Annotated in this window: 15 protein-coding genes; 7 read left to right on the top strand and 8 right to left on the bottom strand. The window is 69.4% G+C overall.

Going from position 1 to position 16,024, the window contains the following annotated elements; genetic code table 11:
- Positions 1–90: 90 nt before the first annotated feature.
- The 5 genes from ABD332_RS42970 (at position 91) to ABD332_RS42950 (ending at position 3,701) form a co-directional block, all read left to right on the top strand.
- On the top strand, positions 91–1,140 hold the full coding sequence (locus ABD332_RS42970) for an aldo/keto reductase (RefSeq protein WP_344509792.1): 1,050 nt from the start codon (positions 91–93) through the stop codon (positions 1,138–1,140).
- A gap of 63 nt (positions 1,141–1,203) precedes the next feature.
- On the top strand, positions 1,204–1,509 hold the full coding sequence (locus ABD332_RS42965) for a hypothetical protein (protein ID WP_344509790.1): 306 nt from the start codon (positions 1,204–1,206) through the stop codon (positions 1,507–1,509).
- Complete coding sequence (locus ABD332_RS42960) at positions 1,506–2,366, top strand: hypothetical protein (RefSeq protein WP_344509788.1); 861 nt, start codon at positions 1,506–1,508, stop codon at positions 2,364–2,366. Before ABD332_RS42965 ends, ABD332_RS42960 begins: the two co-directional genes overlap by 4 nt.
- On the top strand, positions 2,353–2,982 hold the full coding sequence (locus ABD332_RS42955; RefSeq protein ID WP_344509786.1) for a Fic family protein: 630 nt from the start codon (positions 2,353–2,355) through the stop codon (positions 2,980–2,982). Before ABD332_RS42960 ends, ABD332_RS42955 begins: the two co-directional genes overlap by 14 nt.
- Before the next feature lie 47 nt (positions 2,983–3,029).
- A complete protein-coding gene (locus ABD332_RS42950; protein ID WP_344509784.1) occupies positions 3,030–3,701 on the top strand; it encodes a GOLPH3/VPS74 family protein in 672 nt (223 codons plus the stop codon).
- A 32-nt stretch (positions 3,702–3,733) separates the two neighbouring features.
- On the opposite strand, the gene ABD332_RS42945 is transcribed toward ABD332_RS42950, so the two are convergent.
- The 5 genes from ABD332_RS42945 to ABD332_RS42925 form a co-directional block, all read right to left on the bottom strand.
- Positions 3,734–4,993, bottom strand: a complete 1,260-nt coding sequence (locus tag ABD332_RS42945) for a hypothetical protein (RefSeq protein WP_344509783.1) — start codon at positions 4,991–4,993, stop codon at positions 3,734–3,736.
- Between the two features lie 54 nt (positions 4,994–5,047).
- Complete coding sequence (locus ABD332_RS42940; protein ID WP_344509781.1) at positions 5,048–5,947, bottom strand: septum formation family protein; 900 nt, start codon at positions 5,945–5,947, stop codon at positions 5,048–5,050.
- Positions 5,948–6,060: 113 nt separating this feature from the next.
- Positions 6,061–6,864 carry a hypothetical protein gene (locus tag ABD332_RS42935; protein WP_344509779.1) on the bottom strand — a complete coding sequence of 268 codons (804 nt, stop codon included), beginning with the start codon at positions 6,862–6,864 and terminating at the stop codon, positions 6,061–6,063.
- Positions 6,864–7,685, bottom strand: a complete 822-nt coding sequence (locus tag ABD332_RS42930) for a hypothetical protein (RefSeq protein ID WP_344509777.1) — start codon at positions 7,683–7,685, stop codon at positions 6,864–6,866. Before ABD332_RS42930 ends, ABD332_RS42935 begins: the two co-directional genes overlap by 1 nt.
- 258 nt (positions 7,686–7,943) lie before the next feature.
- Entirely contained in the window at positions 7,944–8,543 is a 600-nt protein-coding gene (locus ABD332_RS42925; RefSeq protein WP_344509775.1) for a putative immunity protein, read from the bottom strand.
- Positions 8,544–8,705: 162 nt separating this feature from the next.
- Here ABD332_RS42925 and ABD332_RS42920 point away from each other — a divergent pair, with 162 nt between their 5' ends.
- Positions 8,706–9,095: a hypothetical protein gene (locus ABD332_RS42920; RefSeq protein ID WP_344509773.1), complete on the top strand. Its 390-nt coding sequence runs from the start codon at positions 8,706–8,708 to the stop codon at positions 9,093–9,095.
- Positions 9,096–9,209: 114 nt separating this feature from the next.
- Positions 9,210–9,641, top strand: coding sequence for a GNAT family N-acetyltransferase (locus ABD332_RS42915; protein ID WP_344509771.1), 432 nt, complete (start codon positions 9,210–9,212; stop codon positions 9,639–9,641).
- A gap of 199 nt (positions 9,642–9,840) precedes the next feature.
- Here the strand turns inward: ABD332_RS42915 and ABD332_RS42910 are convergent, their stop codons facing one another.
- The 3 genes from ABD332_RS42910 to ABD332_RS42900 form a co-directional block, all read right to left on the bottom strand.
- Positions 9,841–10,350 carry a hypothetical protein gene (locus ABD332_RS42910; RefSeq protein WP_344509769.1) on the bottom strand — a complete coding sequence of 170 codons (510 nt, stop codon included), beginning with the start codon at positions 10,348–10,350 and terminating at the stop codon, positions 9,841–9,843.
- On the bottom strand, positions 10,335–15,296 hold the full coding sequence (locus tag ABD332_RS42905) for an RHS repeat-associated core domain-containing protein (protein ID WP_344509767.1): 4,962 nt from the start codon (positions 15,294–15,296) through the stop codon (positions 10,335–10,337). Before ABD332_RS42905 ends, ABD332_RS42910 begins: the two co-directional genes overlap by 16 nt.
- A 144-nt stretch (positions 15,297–15,440) precedes the next feature.
- The coding region (locus tag ABD332_RS42900; RefSeq protein WP_344509765.1) for a transposase at positions 15,441–16,024 on the bottom strand (584 nt) is incomplete at its 5' end.

The following is a 16,024-nucleotide window of genomic DNA, read 5'->3' as shown; positions in this document are numbered from 1 at the left end:
GGCCACCCAACATCATCTCGGGCGCTCGTGAACGACGTCGATGGTCTGGCGGTTGACCTGGAGTCCACTCCAGGTCCTACGCTGCGCGACATGCGATACCGCGCTCTCGGCCGGACCGGCATGCAGGTCAGCGTCCAGTGTCTCGGCACCATGATGTTCGGCGCCGTCGGCAACCCCGACCACGACGACTGCGTGCGGATCATCCACGCCGCACTCGACCAGGGCATCAACTTCGTCGACACCGCCGACATGTACTCCGCCGGCGAGTCGGAGGAGATCGTCGGCGAGGCGCTGCAGGGGCGGCGGGACGACGTCGTGCTCGCTACGAAGGTGCACTTCCCGATGGGTGAGGGGCCGAACCGGGGCGGCAACTCGCGGCGCTGGATCGTGCGGGAGGTCGAGGACAGCCTGCGGCGGCTGCGGACCGACTGGATCGACCTGTACCAGGTGCACCGGCCCGACCCGACCACCGACGTCGAGGAGACCCTGTCGGTGCTCACCGACCTCGTGCGGCAGGGCAAGATCCGGGCGTTCGGCTGCTCGACGTTCCCCGCCGAGGAGATCGTCGAGGCGCACCACGTCGCGGAACACCGGGCGCTGCACCGGTTCCGGACCGAGCAGCCGCCGTACTCGTTGCTGGCCCGCGGCGTCGAGAAGGACGTCCTGCCGGTCGCCGCCCGGTACGGGATGGGCGTGCTCACCTGGAGCCCGCTCGCGTCCGGGTTCCTGACCGGCCGCTACCGCAAGGGCGACCCGATCGACCTGTCCGCCGGGCGGGCCGCCCTGAACCCGGCGCGGTTCGACCCGTCGCTGCCGGAGAACGCCCGCAAGCTCGACGTGGTCGAGCAGCTCGTCGCCGTCGCCGAGGACCTCGGCTGCACGCTGCCGGAGCTGGCACAGGCGTTCCCGATCGCGCACCCCGCGGTCACGTCCGTCATCATCGGCCCGCGCACGATGGCCCAGCTGGACGCCTCGCTGAAGGGCGCCGGCCTGACCCTCGACGACGCCGCCCTCGACCGCATCGACGAGATCGTGCCGCCCGGCACCGACCTGTACCGGGCGGACGGCGCCTGGCGCCCACGGTCGCTGACGGACCCGGTCCTGCGCCGCCGCCCCGTCGCCGAGCGCGCCGCGGCGTAAACAGGGCGGCGAGCAGGAGGGCGAACCCGTTAGGCTGGCCGGCTGCCGTACGGAAGGCCGAGCGTGACGACTGACCCAGTAGCCCTCCCGCAGTTCTGGCAACTCGCGTGGCGGGACGTCGATCCCGCCACGCGTCCCGCGGTCGACCCGGCCGGTGTCGCGGACCTGGTGCGGGCGCTGCCGCCGGCCGCCGACGTCCCGCCGGCCGGCACCGACTGGCGGCTCGTCGACCTCTGGTACGACCGGATGACGCAGGCGCTGATCGAGCACCTGGGCGACTGGGTGGTGAGCTGGTGGTACACCGTCGCGATGGAGGACGTCCAGGTCGCGGGTCCGTTCCGGTCTGGCGGACGGAGCGTCCCGCGGTGACGGCCCCGACCCCGGAGGAGACGCTGTCCCGCCTCGCCGACGCCGTCGTGGCCTGGCACCAACTGCTGGTCGAGCTCGCGACCGACGCCCGCGGCCGCTTCGCGGCGGCGGCCCCGGCGGAGGTGGACGGCACCGGCGGGCCGCCGGCCTGGCGGGCCGTTCGCGGCGACATCCAGGTCATCCGGTACACCGTGCCCCCGGACGGCCCGCTGCCCTATCCGTGGCAGCTGAGCTGGGCGGACACCGACGTCCAGGATCGGCCCTTCGATCCGGACACGGTCCGGGCGGTGGTGGGCGACCTTGTCGCAGCGACCGGGTTTCCGGGCGCCGGCAGGCGGCTCAGAGGCCTGTGGCTGGACAGCGTGTCGTCCGGGCTTGCCGCCCGGTACGGGCGGTGGGCGGTGGGTTGGCGCTGGTCGGTCGGCGAGGGCGACCTCGACGGTGGCCCGGTCGGCTCCTGGTGCTGCGTCCGGCACTCGGTCACCACACCCGAAGCGACCGTTGCCGCGATCTCGGCGGCTCTGATCGAGTGGCGCGCCTGGCTGGACGACCTGGCGGAGCGGTTCGACCGGTTCCTGCCGCACCTCGGCGACGACATCGACGGATGGGAGCGTGCGGTCGCTCACCTGGTGACCGCCGTCGGTGACCGCACGCAGTACGAGGCTGGCTGGTACGGCTGCTGCACGACGGTGCTGTGGTGGTTCCTCGAAGCGGCCGGCATCGAGTCGGCCCGGCGGGGGGAGCTGATCGAACACGCGGTCGGCGGCCGGTTCCGCAGCTGGGTGGAGCCGAAGCGAGCGGTCGTGCTGTCGGTCGCCGAGGACCTGGCCCAGCGGGTGGCCGTTGACCGAACCTGATCACCTGACGGTGTGGCTCCGGTTGCGGGAGACCGTCGGCTGGCGGGAGCTCGTCCCGCACCCGGAGGTGCCGGTGCCGGCGATCCGTGACGGCTTCGCCGGCTGGGCCGCCGGGTCCGACTCGCGACGGCAGTGCCGGCTGCTGACCGCGTACGACCACGTGCGGCGCGAGGCCGCCGCCGGCGCCGACCTCACCCCGGACCTCCTGGCCCGCTGGAACCGGACCGTCCGTGGGGTCCCAGTCGCCACGTTCCGCCGGGCGCCGGCGCACGCGAAGAACGGCCGGGAACGGTACGGGCTGCACGCCGACACCGAGCACCGGTTCGGCGCCTGCCTGGCGCAGACCGCCGACCGGGACACACCGGTGACGGCCCGGGCCGCACGCGCCTACCTCGACGTCGCCTTCTTCCACCCGTACGACGACGGCAACGCCCGCCTCGCCGGGCTGGTGCTCCAGTTCGTGCTGCTGCGCGAGGGCGTCGAACTCGACGAGGTCGCGCCGATCCTCACGACGGTGCGCCGCGCCGACGACGCCGAGGGAGCGGCCGACCTGGCCCGGCTGGTCCACGGCATCGCCGCGGCCACCCGCCGCCGCTGGCTGCGGGTTCACGGGTGACGCCGCCGCGTGCTGCACGGGATGCGCGGACGGCTTACGGTGGGATCATGAGCGACGGTCTCGCGGATCACTTCCTGCTGCTGGCTCTCGACGACGAGGGCAACCACCTGGTCGGCGATCCGGCGCTCGACTACGGGCTCGCCGGGGCGGTGCTGCTCGACCTGATGCTGGCCGGGCGGATCGACCTCGCCGGTGAGCAGGTCGTGGTCACCGACGCCACGCCGACCGGGGACCCGGTCGCGGACGCGGCCCTGGACCGTGTCGTGTTGGAGAAGAAGCCGCGCAAGCCCGACGCCTGGATCCAGCCGCTGGCCGACTGGCTGCGCGGGCGGCTGCTCGACCGGCAGGTCGAGGCCGGGGTGCTGCGCCGCGAGCAGGACCGGGTCCTCTGGGTGTTTCCCCGCACCCGGTACGCGTCGGCGACCGGCACCGAGCCCGCCGCCGAGACCGCGGTCCGGCGGGACCTCGCCGCCGCCCTCGACGGTGACGGTCCCGTGCCCGCGCGGACGGCGGCGCTGCTCGGGCTCGTGCAGGCGGTCGACCTCGCGCGGAAGCTGTTCCCCGGCCGGGACAAGAAGGAGCTGAAGGCGCGCATCGACGCGATCGGCAAGGACAACTGGGCCGCCGACGCCGTCCAGCAGGCCGTCGCCCGCATCCAGGCCCTCATCGCCTCGATGACCGCCGTCTCCGTCGCCACCACGGTCATCACCACCAGCTGATCAGGCGCCACCGCGGTCAGGCGCCCCCGCCGTCAGGCGCCACCGGCTGGTCGGGATCGGCGGCGTTTGCGGAGGCGGACCAGGGCCGGGATCCACGGGGCGGTGCCGAGGACCGCGAGCAGGGTGAGCAGGGGCAGCCGCCACCACCAGTGGATGGTCTCCGGCGGCGCAGACGGTGTCTGGGCGACCCACGGCCGGGCGGTCTTCGACCAGGCGAGGAACGCGTCGCCGACCGGGACGAGGCCGAGGGCGTACCGCTTGGTCCACGGCGTGCCGAGCGGCAGGCCGGCCAGCTCGCCGTAGTTGGCCAGGGCCGCGGCGAGCGGGGCGTCGTGCTGCACCTGGGCGGCGCCGATGGTGACCACGGTCGCGGAGAGGCTGACGCCGAGCGGCAGCGGCCCCGAGTCGACGTCCGCCGGGCCGTCCAGACCGGCCGGGTACTCGCGCACGGCGGGGCCGAGGCCGAGCGGGCGCACGACGTACTGGTCGCGGAAGCGCAGGTACTGCTCGCGGGCGAACGCCGGATCGATGTCGCCGAGGAACCGGTGGATGATGCTCTGCGACGTCGCGCGGGCCACCTCGAGGGGCTCGCCGGTGGCGGGGTCGGCGCGGTGCGGCAGCAGGCCGGTCCTCGGGTCGAGCCGCTCGCGGGCGCCGGCGACCCAGCGGGTGACGGTCGCGCCGTACCGTGGCGGCAACAGCGCATCGTGCAGCCGTAGCGACGCGATGGCGACGGTCGAGTCCACCGGCCACGCCTGGCCCGGATACGCCTGCAGGAACGGCGACGCCGACGCGGCGAACGCGGTGCCGAGCGCCTCGGCCGCCGCCGCGAACCGCGCCCGCTCCCCCGGGTCGCGCTGCCCGGCGGGTTGCAGGCTCAGCACGCCGCCGAGCAGCCAGTTGCTCCAGCCCTGGTAGAAGACGCCGTACGGCGGGGTGAGGCTCTCGCTGAACGGTGCCTTGCCGGCGGGGTCGTCGAGGTGCCGCCACGCCCACCGGGCCTCGCGCAGCGCCGTCGCCCGTTCGCCCGCGGGGCCGCGCATGCCGAGCTCGACCCAGGTCAGGCCGTACAGCACATGAAGGAAGAAGTACCCCTCCGGGTACAGCTGCTGCGCGTCCTCACCGGCGCCGTCGTCGAGCGCGGCGCGCAGGAACGCCAGCTGCCGCCGCACCCCATTCGGCTCGCCGCCCGTGCCGCCGGTGGCTGGCGCGACCAGCCGGACCGCACCCACCAGCGCACACACGCTGACAGCCACAGCGACGGTACGGCGTACCCACCGCAGCCAAGACATCCGCTGATCTTAGGAGGCGCCGTCCATACGCTTCGTCCCCGGACGACGCCGCGGTCAGGCGGGCAGGTCGCCGGCCCCGCGGATGGAAACTGTGACCGGGTGCGGCAGGAACACCCAGCAGCGGCCGTAGTGGTCGCCGCCGGGCCACGTCGACGGTTCGCCGGTCGGCAGGAACCCGACGGTGACGGCACGGCCGCGCATCAGGTCGCCGGGCATCGCGGTGTACGCGAGGGCGCGGTCCCGGCACTGGTCCCCGAACGCCGCGTCGCGGGCCGCCGCGGTCTCCGGAAACGCGGGCGCCGCCGACTCGGCCACGCCGGCGAACTCCATGTCGTGCGGCTCCGTGCACGGGGTCCGTTTCGTGCCGGCCCACTCGTCGTCGGCGACGAACCTGACGGCACAGTTCAGGGTCAGGTCGTTGGACGGTCCGTGACCGGCCGGGTCGCCGTGCACCGAGCCTTCGCGGTCCCGGACGCTGTCGATGTCCCCGCCGAGCGCCACCACGTCGCAGCGGTACCAGCGGGCGCCCGCCTGCCACTGCTCGGCCGTCGGGGCGAACAGCAGCAGCGACACGTCCAGCGTCCGCCAGTCCGCGCCGAGATACTCCCCCGCCGTCCGCCCGCAGCCGGCGAACTCGCCCATGAGCTCGGCCCGTTGCGGCGGCGCGTCACGGCGGGCGAGGGCCTTCGGGACATGCCCGACGGCGACGGTCTCCAGCTGGTGCGGCACCTCGCAGGCCACGCTCTCGGTCGGGGTCGCCTCGGCGGTGAGCACGACGTGCAGCCCGTGCCCCTGCCAGCACGCACCGACCGCCGGATCCAGCCCGCCGTGCGACGGTGCGGGCTCGGCGGCGGGCTTGACGACCAGCGACAGCAGGACCGCGGCGAGCGGCAGCCCGAACATGACCACGTGCCGCCACCGCCGTGCCAGAACCTGCCGCCACCGCTGCACCATCGGCAGACTCTAACTACCTGCCCACCGGGCGGACCCAGCGGTCTCAGACCTGTGCTGCCGATGACAGCGGCAGGGCCGCTACCGACCGTCGCGGTAGCGGCCCTGCCGGTGGGTCAGGCGAACTGGGCGAGCAGCGCCGCCGGGGCGGGCTGCACGTCCGTGGCGGCGGGCTTGCTGATCGAGACCGGCTTGCCGAAGTCCGCGAACGTCGACGTCACCGTCGACGGCGGGACCTGGCCGACGCCGGGCATCTTCACCGTCAGCAAGGTGACGTAGCCTTCGGCGCTGACCGCCGCCTCGAACGGCACCGACTTCGCCGCGTCGCCCATCTGCTGGAGCAGGGCGGCGGCGGCTGCCGGGATGTTGCGCTTGGTGGCGTCGAGCGTGCCCTTGTACGTGCCCGTGCCGGTCCGCTCGACCGACACGATCGTGTCAGCGAGGCCCTTGACGTTGGCCGGGTCGTCCGGGCTGCCGAGGCCCAGCTTGCTCAGCGACGTCTTGGTGCCGTCGATGTACATCCACTTCTTCGGGTCGACGCCCGGAATCGGCAGGCTCAGCTTCAGGTACAGGTCGGTGCCGACGACGATGACATCGCCGTTGATCTGCTGCCCCTGCGCGGTGATGGTCATCGTGCCGCTGTTGGCCTTCTTGGCAGGGTCGCTGGAGCCCGTCAACTTGCTGCTGGCCATCGCGCCTGAATCGGTCGTCGACGTGTACGTCACGGTGACGCCGCTCAGTTTGCTGAACGCGCTGGTCAGCTCCGCGCGCGCGTCGGCCGTCGGTGACGCCGCGGCACTGGTCGATCCGTTGGCCGCCGGCGCGACGTCGCCGTTCTGGTTCTTGTCGCCGCAGGCCGCGGTGACGGTGAGTGCGCCGGACAGCGCCAAAGCAAGCAGGACATTCCTGCGGGACTTCATCAGTTTCCTCCCGTTGGGCGGCTCCGTGCCGCCTCGGCGAGGATAGTCACGGCGCCGGCGGGCCGCCGCACCCGGTGCTGGAAGCCGATCCGGAGGCGGTCCAGTTCGGTCTGGGTGCCGATGTCGGGGCGGTGCTCCGGGCGCTCGGCGTAGTGCCGTACGACGGTGGCGAGGAACTCGCGGTCGACGTGGTAGGTGTACACCAGGACGTCCAGTTGCCTGGCTCGTCCGGTGCGGCCGCGGTAGCGCAGCGGCATGGTCCTGCGGACCGTCGGCGGCGGGCCGCCCGGGAACAGGTCGTGCCAGTCGATGCTCCGGGAACCCAGGAGATACCGCACCGTGAGACCGGTCGGGGTCAGCCGTACCGACGAGTTGGGCAGCCACACAAGAACCAGCGCGAAGACGGCCAGCACGGCAGCCTCGACCACGAGAACGGGGACGAAGCCCAGCGGCGTCGACAGACGCATCCGGTAGCTGTCTGGCACTCGCTCCGTCGGTATCAGATTGGCGGCCATCATCATGAACACGATGGTCGCGATGCCGCGGTACATCGGCGACTCGGCTGCCACGAAGGCCGGCCGATCCAGGTCCGCGGACAGTGTGAACGTGGCGGGTCGGGGCCGCAGGCGCCGGGTCAGCCAGAGGAACGTGAGGACCGGCACGGCGACCGTCGACGCGAAGGCGATCAACCCGGCGTACAGGCCGAGGATCCCGGGTTCGATCCGCCAGGTCAGCGGCTGGATCACGAACTTGTCCAGCACGACGTAGCCGGCCGCGGAGACGGCGACGAGGATGGCGGTGACCCGCCAGGCAAGCGTCATGCCCGGACGGTGGACGGCCGGAGACCGGGCAACACCGGCGAGCCGGCCGCGGTGAACGCCGCCACGGCAACGACGGCGGCGGTGATCTTCCAGACGGGCGACATCGCCAGAGCGTAGGCGCCCGGCCGGAGCGCAGGCACCCGCCGAACGGCTCAGAGCCGCTCAGGGGCGGTTTCGAGTCTCACCCGGGAGCGCCGCCGTGTGAGACTGAACGGCGTGGCCGCCCCGTGGATTGATTACGGCCCCTGACCGTCACCGCTACCGTTCTGCCGGTGCTGGTTCGGAGATCGTCGGTGTCCGGCCCGGCGGTAGCCCGGTTCGCAGGGCGTGGTCCAGTGTGCTCATCAGCTGGGCGACACGGTTGCTGCCGGTCGGGGCCGGCGGGTAGCGGCGGAGCACGTCGATGATCGGCGGTGTCGCGCGCTGCCGTGACCGTTCCAGCAGCGCGTCCCCGACCGTGGGGTAACCGCCCGCCATCAGCTCCCCGATGCGGGCGGCGCTCGCGGAGGCTCGCAGGATGTGGCCGACCTGGCTGGCCTGGGCGATGGGGTGCAGGTATGCGGCCGAGGCGGCGTCGCCGGCGGATCGCGCGGCCAGTCGCGTGGCCTCGGAGGGTGCGGACCGGGCGGCTCGATGCGCGTCGAGCGAGGTGACGCGCTGCAACTTCGTCCTGTTGGCGCCGTTGATGAACACCCAGGCCGCGTCGATCGCCGCGCGGGGGCGAGGATCGTCGGGAACGGCCTGCTCGAAGACCGGCAGGACGTCCTCGGCGTGCCCGACCACGTACCGCGCAACGACGCGCAGCTCGTCCATCGTCAGGTCGAAGTCTCCGGACACGGTGTGCGTGCTCTGTGCCATGTCCATGAATCGTATCCTTGAACAGTCGATCGAGGCTCTGCGACCAGTTCTCCGCTTGCCTGCGCCGGAAACCCTCAACGGGCCTGGGAAGTGGCGGTCCTCCGTCCGTGAGGAGCTGGGTTCTGGCGCGTCTTCCGTTCACTGATCAGGCAAGATCAGTTTGTGCTGGTTGAGGTGAGCGACGCGGTCCGCACGCCGGATGGCGTGTCGGTGGTGTGCCGGGTTCCGTTCGGTCAGGCGAGGATGCGGTGGTGCGGAGATCCGTCGGTCTCGGCGGGGTCCTTTCACGTCGAGTGGACGATCAACGTGAATGCGGACTGGGGCCGAAATTCCTGGTTCTCGGCTGTGGCCCAGCCCGGCTTGTGGATGGCCGCCGGGGTGGTCGTCTTCCGCGCCCGGCTCCGAGGGCCGGCCGAGTTGGCGGATCTGGAGTTCGGCGACTCGCTGGTGTTGCTGGAATTTGACGGGCCGGTGCCGGCCGAGGCATGGAATTCCTGGATCGAGCTGCGGGTGCCGTCCGACCAGGTCGAGATCTACCCCTACAACCTGTAGCCGGCGAGCAGATCGAGCTTGGCTCGGCCGTACATCGCGCAGGTGATCCCGGACCTGGGCTCCGAATTCACCGGCATACCAGGTCGCCGGTCGTGGTCGTGGGATCCTCTCTGGGTGATCATCAGCGCCTTGACAGAGCAGGACCTCGGCTCCTGCGCCTCGCTGTACGTCGCCACGTTCAACGCGCCGCCGTGGAACGAGTCCTGGCGTGTGGAGGACGCCACGCGGCGCCTCGGGGACTTTCTCGCGACTCCCCGTGCGCACGGCGTCGGTCTACGCGCCCCGGACGGCGAGCTGCTGGGGTTCGCGATCGGGCACCTGGAACGCTCGGGAGCCGAGGACCACTTCCTGTTGCAGGAGTTGTGTGTACGGCCGGCACGCCAACGGCAGGGACACGGCAGCGCGCTGCTCGGAGCCCTGGCCGACCGTAAGCCCGACGTCCGTCACTGGTACCTGCTGACCGCCCGGGACAGCGACGCTGCACTGTTCTACGAGAAGAACGGCTTCAGGCCGGCTCCGCGGATGGCAGTGTTCGTCCGTCCTTGAAGACGTCCACGCCCGCGTCCCCGTCCGCATCCGCTGCGCCGACGTGCGCGGCTCACGGCACGATGGCGGCGGAGAGTTCAGCACCTTTCCGGACGTCGGCGGCTGGTACCAGGCCGGCCGCACCGCCCCGAGAAGCACACGTTCGCGTCCATACCCGGCTACACGTCGATGTCAGCCGATCGGTTCCATCGCCGTTCGATCAGTTCGAAGTCTGCGAGTAGCCACATCCGACACTCAGCACCAGCACCACCGACTGCCCATTGGCGACGGCCGTGACCTGTTCCCGGGAAAGGCGGAAGCTCGGCAGCGGCGCTCGCCCCTGCGCGAACCGCGTCAGCAGCACGCTGCATCGCGAACCGCCGCCACCATCGACGTTTCCCACACCGTGTGCGATCTGTTCGTACAGCCCCTGACTGCGGTCGTTGGCGCTCTGCAGATCAATCGGGCCGGCGTAGTACGTGAGAATGCCCGGTATGCGGTCCGACGGACCGACCAGCACCACTTCCACGTGACCCTGCAGATACTGCCGATCCGACTGAGTGAAGCCTGCGATCGAAGTTCTGTCAGCGGTCCAGTTCGCGGCCCGGCAGTCGCCTTGCACGCACCAGTTCCACGGCCGCAGGTACAGCACAACGCCGATGCCGAGCACCGCGGCAGCGGCGACGACGAGGGCGACCAGGCGGTACCGTCGACTCACGAGCAGGTCCAATAGTCGGAATTGCAGAGGAAGCGTTCGGCGGCATCATAGTGGCTCATGATGATGTCGGCATAGTAGGTGCCGGTGTTGTCCGACTTCCCGCCGTAGAGTTCACCCTTCTTCGCGTCCGCGATCGCGTCGGCAGGCCCCCTGTTGTACGAGTAGGCCGTCATGTACTCCAGGCTCTTACCCTTAGCCGGTCCCTTAAAATCGGCCTTGTTCGCCTCGATCCCATCCTGAATATCCTTGATGTGATAGGCAGCGACCACGATCGCCAGCTGGTCGTTCTCAACCATGTCGGTGAACTTGAACATGCCCAGCTCGGGGTGATTCGCGACGGTCTCGTCGAATCTGCGTTCGATAAGCTGACCGACGCCGATCGACGGCGAATCACTCCACCAGAGCGCCCCGTAGTCGATCGCCTCGTAGAAAGTCTTCTGCCCCTGACGGCCGCCCTCCCTGAAGATGATTGCCATCAGCATCCGGGCGTCGATCCCGACCCACTGGGCGGCATCGACGATGGTCTGCGACATTACATACGGAAGGAAGTCCCCTCGGTCGTAGTCCTTGCCCTTCTTGTAGGTCTTCTTCTTGAGCTTGGCCAGTTCCCTCTTGAACTTGTCCCGCTTCGCCGCCTCAGGGCTGTAGGCCATGTTCCCGTTGGTGTCGTCGCCAGCGCAGTCGGTCGGATCGGAGCAGGTCCGCATCCCGGTCGCGTCGATGTTCGTCACCGGACTCGCCGCGGCGTAGGAGTATCCGTTGACCTGTTGCGGATCAGCTGGATCGGTGACCGAGTCATCGGAGATGAACCGACCGCTGAGCGGGTCGTATTCGCGCGCTCCGAGGTGGGTGAGCCCGGTGACGTCGCGGGTGCCACCGACGAACCCCTGTGTGTTGGGCCAACTCGGGTCGGCACCCCTGGGCCTGCCGAAGGGATCCGTCTTGCGCCGTGTGACTGCCTGAGTCGCCGCGGCGATCGCGAGTTGCCCAGTGCCGTGATGGTCCTTGGCGAGCCAGGTCAGGTCCGACGGGGTACGGCTGGCAACGCCGTAGTATCGGGTGCCGGTTACGGTGCTGCCGACCTTGCGCAGTTCATAGCCGGAGAGGTACACGGTCGCGCCGGCCGCATCTTTGGCCACGAGGCGGGCACCAGCGGGGTCGTAGATATAGCTGCTGGTCCCATTGCTGTCAGCGATGGAGGCCAGGTGGTTCTCATTGTCCCAGGTCAGAGTCTGCCCTGGTTTGCCGGCGATGTTGCGTGTCTGGGTGTTGCCGGCGGCGTCGTAGGTGTAGCTGTCGGTGCCGTTGCTGCCGCCGGTGGCGGTCACACTGGTGAGGGTGTGCCGCTTGCCCGTGGTCGGGTAGGTGTAGTTGCGGGTGGTGTCGGTCCCGCCACTGGTCGAGTGCTGAGTCTCCTGCGTACGGTTGCCGTTGTTGTAGTCGCTGGTGCCGGTGGCGTACCGGTAGCTGGTCCAGTACGGGTCCGGTCCGCCGATCGCGCCCGCGGACGGGTTTGCCTGGCAGACAGCCGCGGCGGTCGTCCACGCCTCGGTCAGCTCCCGCAGCGCGTCGTAGTTGAAGCACTGGTTCGACACGACTGACCCGGCGAGGGTCTCGGTGATGTTCTTGACGTTGCCCACCTGATCGTAGCCGTACCCTTCGGTGAGCCGCTCGATCCATGTGTTCGGGTTCGCGGAGTTCTCGGTCTCCGTCTTGGTGCTGGTAAGCCGGCGGGTCGAGTCGTCGATGACGGTGGTCTGGCGGACCCGCTTCGAACCGGAGCCGAGGATCTGCTGGTACGGGTCGCCGAAGGCGTAATAGCTCGTCCCGGCGATGTAGGTTTCCATACCGGTCAGGGTGAGCGCCTTGCCGGTGTCGTCGTAGGTGGTGGTCAGCGTCTCTGCGGGCAGGTTGCCGGCGCCCGGGTAGGTCAGCGTGGCGATGGACCCGTCGACCTTGTACGTCATCGACGTGGTGTAGGAGCCGCTCGGCAGCCACGGCATGCTGAGGCTTGAGGGAATGACCGTGGTGGTGCCGAGCGGACGGTAGCCGTCGTCGTAACCGGTGACCGTACTGGTGAAGCTGTCCGTGCCGACGTATCGGGTGGTCGAGGTCAGCTGACCGTTGGCGACGGTGTCGTACAGCCATGAGGCCCGCTTGAACCCGGTCGTGCCGATGCCGTCATACAACTCTGTCGCCCGGCCGAGGGAGTCGTAGGCGGTGGTGAGGCTGATGCCGCGGGCGTCGGTCGTGGTGACCGCTCGGCCGTCGAGATCGAACTTGACCGTGTTGGTGGTACCCCGGTCCGGGTCGGTACTCTGATCCGCCCAACCGCGCAGGTTGAAGCGGGTGCTCCACACGTTGCTGGACTGGTCCTGCACCTGTGTCAGACGGTTGAGCCGGTCGTATGTGTACGTCGTTGCCTGGTAGGTCCCGGTGGCCGTACTGCCCAAGTATTGCCGCAGTTGCGTGGTCGAGCCGCGGACGTTCATGAACGACGTGGTGGCGTAGCCGCCCGTGGGCGTGAGCACAGTGGTACGGTCGCCGTCGTAGGCGGTGGTCGTCTGCCACTTGAATGTCGGGTTGGTGGGGCCGGCGCCGTAGAGGGCGTCGATGGTCTTACGGCCCATGGTGTCGTAGGTGTACCGGTTCTGGCTGAGCACCGTGTTCTCTGCGACGGCCTTGATCGCGTCGGCCGGTCCGCTGGAACTGTCGTAGGCGATCGAGGACTTCGCGACGAGGCCTCTGCCGTCGTACTTCGTGTCGGTGATGATCCGGCCGCCGTTCGCGACAGGTGCCGGTGCCTGGGTCTGCCGCGCCCGGAGCAGTCCGTCGTAGAACTCGTAGCTACTGATGATGTTGCCGTTCGGACCGAGCTTCTTGGTCTGCACCGAGCTGGCCGGGGTTTCCCGGACGTTGTAGACGTACTCGATGTTCGGTGTCAGGTTCAACGCCCGGCCGGGCAGCCACACCTGGGTAAGCCGTCCAAGCGGGTCGTAGGCCAGGGTCGTGGTCTTGCCGTTCGCGTCGGTGTTGGTCACCGGCTGCGAGCGGACACCGTCGAACGTCGCAGTGGAGATGTGGCCGGCCGGGTTCGTGGTGGTGGCGCTGAGTACGGGTCCGCCGGACGCGGGAGAGTACCGAGTCATCGTCTTGTCGCCGGACGCGTCGAAACTGTCCAGCACTCGACCGTTGTCGTCGTACACGGAACGGCTGGCCTGCGTCCATACCGGCGTGCTGCCGGTGAAGGACTCCAATGCCAGGGTCTTCGTGGCCAGACCGCGGGTACCGATGACGCCAGCAGTGGTGTTGCCGTCAAACAGGGTCTGGCTTCCGCTCAGGTGATTCGCCGGCGCTGGACTGGCCGTGCAATCGGTCGTGAGCGTCTGCGCCTTGTAGTCGATCAGCCAGTTGGTGGTGTTGCGCGCGTAGGTCGTCGAGGTGCACACATTGTCGGTGGCGATGCTCGTGTCGCCCAGGTCCTGTTCCAAGGTCGGTTGCGCGTAAGTCGAGTCGAAGGTGGTCTGCACGTCTGTGCGCCGCCACGTCGACGTTGCAGCGATCCAGATCCGACTCTGCTTGCGGGAGGTCTGCAGGAACGCCGCGGTCTGCACGTTCGGTGCCGCCCAGGCGGGCGTCATGGTCCGGGAGGCGGTCTGCTGCTGCCACGGGTCGTTCAACGTCGCCGAGAGCAGCTGCCCACCCGGCCCGTCGTAGTGGCGTTCCTCGCGGAGGAAGCCGTGCAGACGGTCATCATCGTTGAGCACGGCGCCTTCGGACGCAGTGATAGTCGCCGTTCGGGTGTACAGGCCAGCGTCGGTGCGGTCCTTATGCATGCCGCGCATGTACAGGAATTCGGTGTAGCCGCGTGGATCGCCGGCCGGGCCCTTGGTGACCTTGACAGTTGAGTAGCCGCGCCAGGCCGACCAGGTCCGCTTCGACACCTTCGTGTCCCAGATGCTGTCATTGTGGTGCCACAGCACCGGCGTGGAGGAACCCGCAGTGGTGTAGTCGTAGTTGTACTCGACGGGGGTGGTGCTACCACCGACGAGGTCCACTTCCAGGACCTTCGACACGCGGTACTTGTTCCACCACGACCAACCGGGTTGTGCCAGCGGCGGCGCGTAGTACTGCGGGAAGCATCGCTTGTCGTTGTTGTCCGGGTCCGGCGGCGCGGAGATGGAACAGTCGGTCGGGTCGTAGGTGATCTGCAGTTCGCCGCCGGTGCCGTTGCTGACCCTGGTCACCCGGTACTTGTTCGTCTGCGGCACGCCGGCGGAGACGTTGAAGTCCATCCGGTTTGCGTACGCGGTGCCGCCGAACGTGACCGCCGGCAGAGCTTTGCTGCCGCCGACCTTGCCGGCGTGCGTGATACTGGCCAGCCACAACGACGGGCTTGTGGTGTCGTTCGTCGACGGATACTGATGCGTCAGCGTCCACTCATCCACGTCCTGGTAGGCGGTGCTGCCTCTGACCTTCGTCGTCACACCGGTCAGCCGTTTGATGGTCCAAAACGACGGCGCGATGTTGTTGTTACACGGCACCGCAGAACACTTCAGGTCCCATGGCGTGTCGGGCCAGTTCGCGGTCACCGGGTTCGACCCCGACCAGCAGGACGCCAGGCACCGATCCCCCACCGAGAACACCATCTGCATCGGCGCCGGCGTCGACAGCGACTGGTTCTTCCGGGTGCCGTAGTCGATCCGGTTCAGATACCCCGCCCGGTCGTACGCCGCTGTAGCGCCGGGGTTGGCGAACAGGCCTGTGACGTTCTCTTCCCGCGTGTACCAGTACGACATCGTGTTGCCGTGCGGGTCCTCCACGTAGTCAAGGTTCCACCGCCACGTCTGATAGCACCACGACGCACCGAACGAACCGCTGTTGAAACACGGCTCGTCGCCACGGTTGGCGAACACCGGAACCCGCAGCGCCGAGTTCGTCTCCGCATTCCCCGCCACCCAGCCGGGAATCCGGTTCAGGCCGAAGTAGTACTGCGTGCCGTCCGTCGTCGTGAGCTTCCAGTGCTCACCGTCGTTGTCGCCGTTCGTGGCCCCGGTCAGCAGCTCGAACTTCGAACCGTCATCGCTAGAGACCTTTCGGGGTCAGGGTTTGGGTGGGGATAGGCCGGTGGCGGTGAGGTAGCTGTCGAAGAGGCCGCAGCGGTATTGCATGCGTTTGAGGCGGTTCTTGACGGTGTGTTCCAGGGCGGTGGCGGTCCGGGTGGCGAGGTTGCCCAGGCTGCGTTTCAGTGCCGACCAGACCTTCTCGGTCGGGTTGAGCTCGGAGGCGTAGCCCGGCAGCCGGTAGGCGCGCAGCCATGGCCGGGCGGCGATCAGCGCACGCATCCGGGCGGACCTGTGGGCGTTGAGACCGTCCCAGACCAGGATGATCGGTCCGTGAAGCTGCTGGTGAGCGGCGTCGAGCATCCGGGCGAAGTCGTTCTCCCGGAAGCCTTTCGGTTCACCTTTACGGCCCCGGTGCAGCATGGTGCGATAGATCAGCCGCGAGCGGTCACCGGGCCGGTAGCAGACCAGACCCGCCACCGAGACCCGGACGTTACCGGCGGCGGTCACCGACACCACCGGCGTGCCCCCGCGCGGTGCCCAGGTCGTGGCCTTCCTCGCCCGCAACGTCTGACCGCACTCGTCGGCGAAACAGATCCAGGCGCTCAGCCGCCGCGCGACCC

This window comes from Dactylosporangium maewongense (assembly GCF_039531485.1).
Classification (GTDB): domain Bacteria; phylum Actinomycetota; class Actinomycetes; order Mycobacteriales; family Micromonosporaceae; genus Dactylosporangium; species Dactylosporangium maewongense.
Note: the sequence above shows the minus strand (reverse complement) of the source record. Positions and strands in the feature narration are given on the sequence as shown.

Coding starts and splice junctions, on each gene's coding strand:
- ABD332_RS42970 (WP_344509792.1), top strand. CDS start 91: ATGCGATACCGCGCTCTCGGCCGGACCGGCATGCAGGTCAGCGTCCAG.
- ABD332_RS42950 (WP_344509784.1), top strand. CDS start 3,030: ATGAGCGACGGTCTCGCGGATCACTTCCTGCTGCTGGCTCTCGACGAC.
- ABD332_RS42945 (WP_344509783.1), bottom strand. CDS start 4,993: ATGTCTTGGCTGCGGTGGGTACGCCGTACCGTCGCTGTGGCTGTCAGC.
- ABD332_RS42940 (WP_344509781.1), bottom strand. CDS start 5,947: ATGGTGCAGCGGTGGCGGCAGGTTCTGGCACGGCGGTGGCGGCACGTG.
- ABD332_RS42935 (WP_344509779.1), bottom strand. CDS start 6,864: ATGAAGTCCCGCAGGAATGTCCTGCTTGCTTTGGCGCTGTCCGGCGCA.
- ABD332_RS42930 (WP_344509777.1), bottom strand. CDS start 7,685: ATGACGCTTGCCTGGCGGGTCACCGCCATCCTCGTCGCCGTCTCCGCG.
- ABD332_RS42925 (WP_344509775.1), bottom strand. CDS start 8,543: ATGGCACAGAGCACGCACACCGTGTCCGGAGACTTCGACCTGACGATG.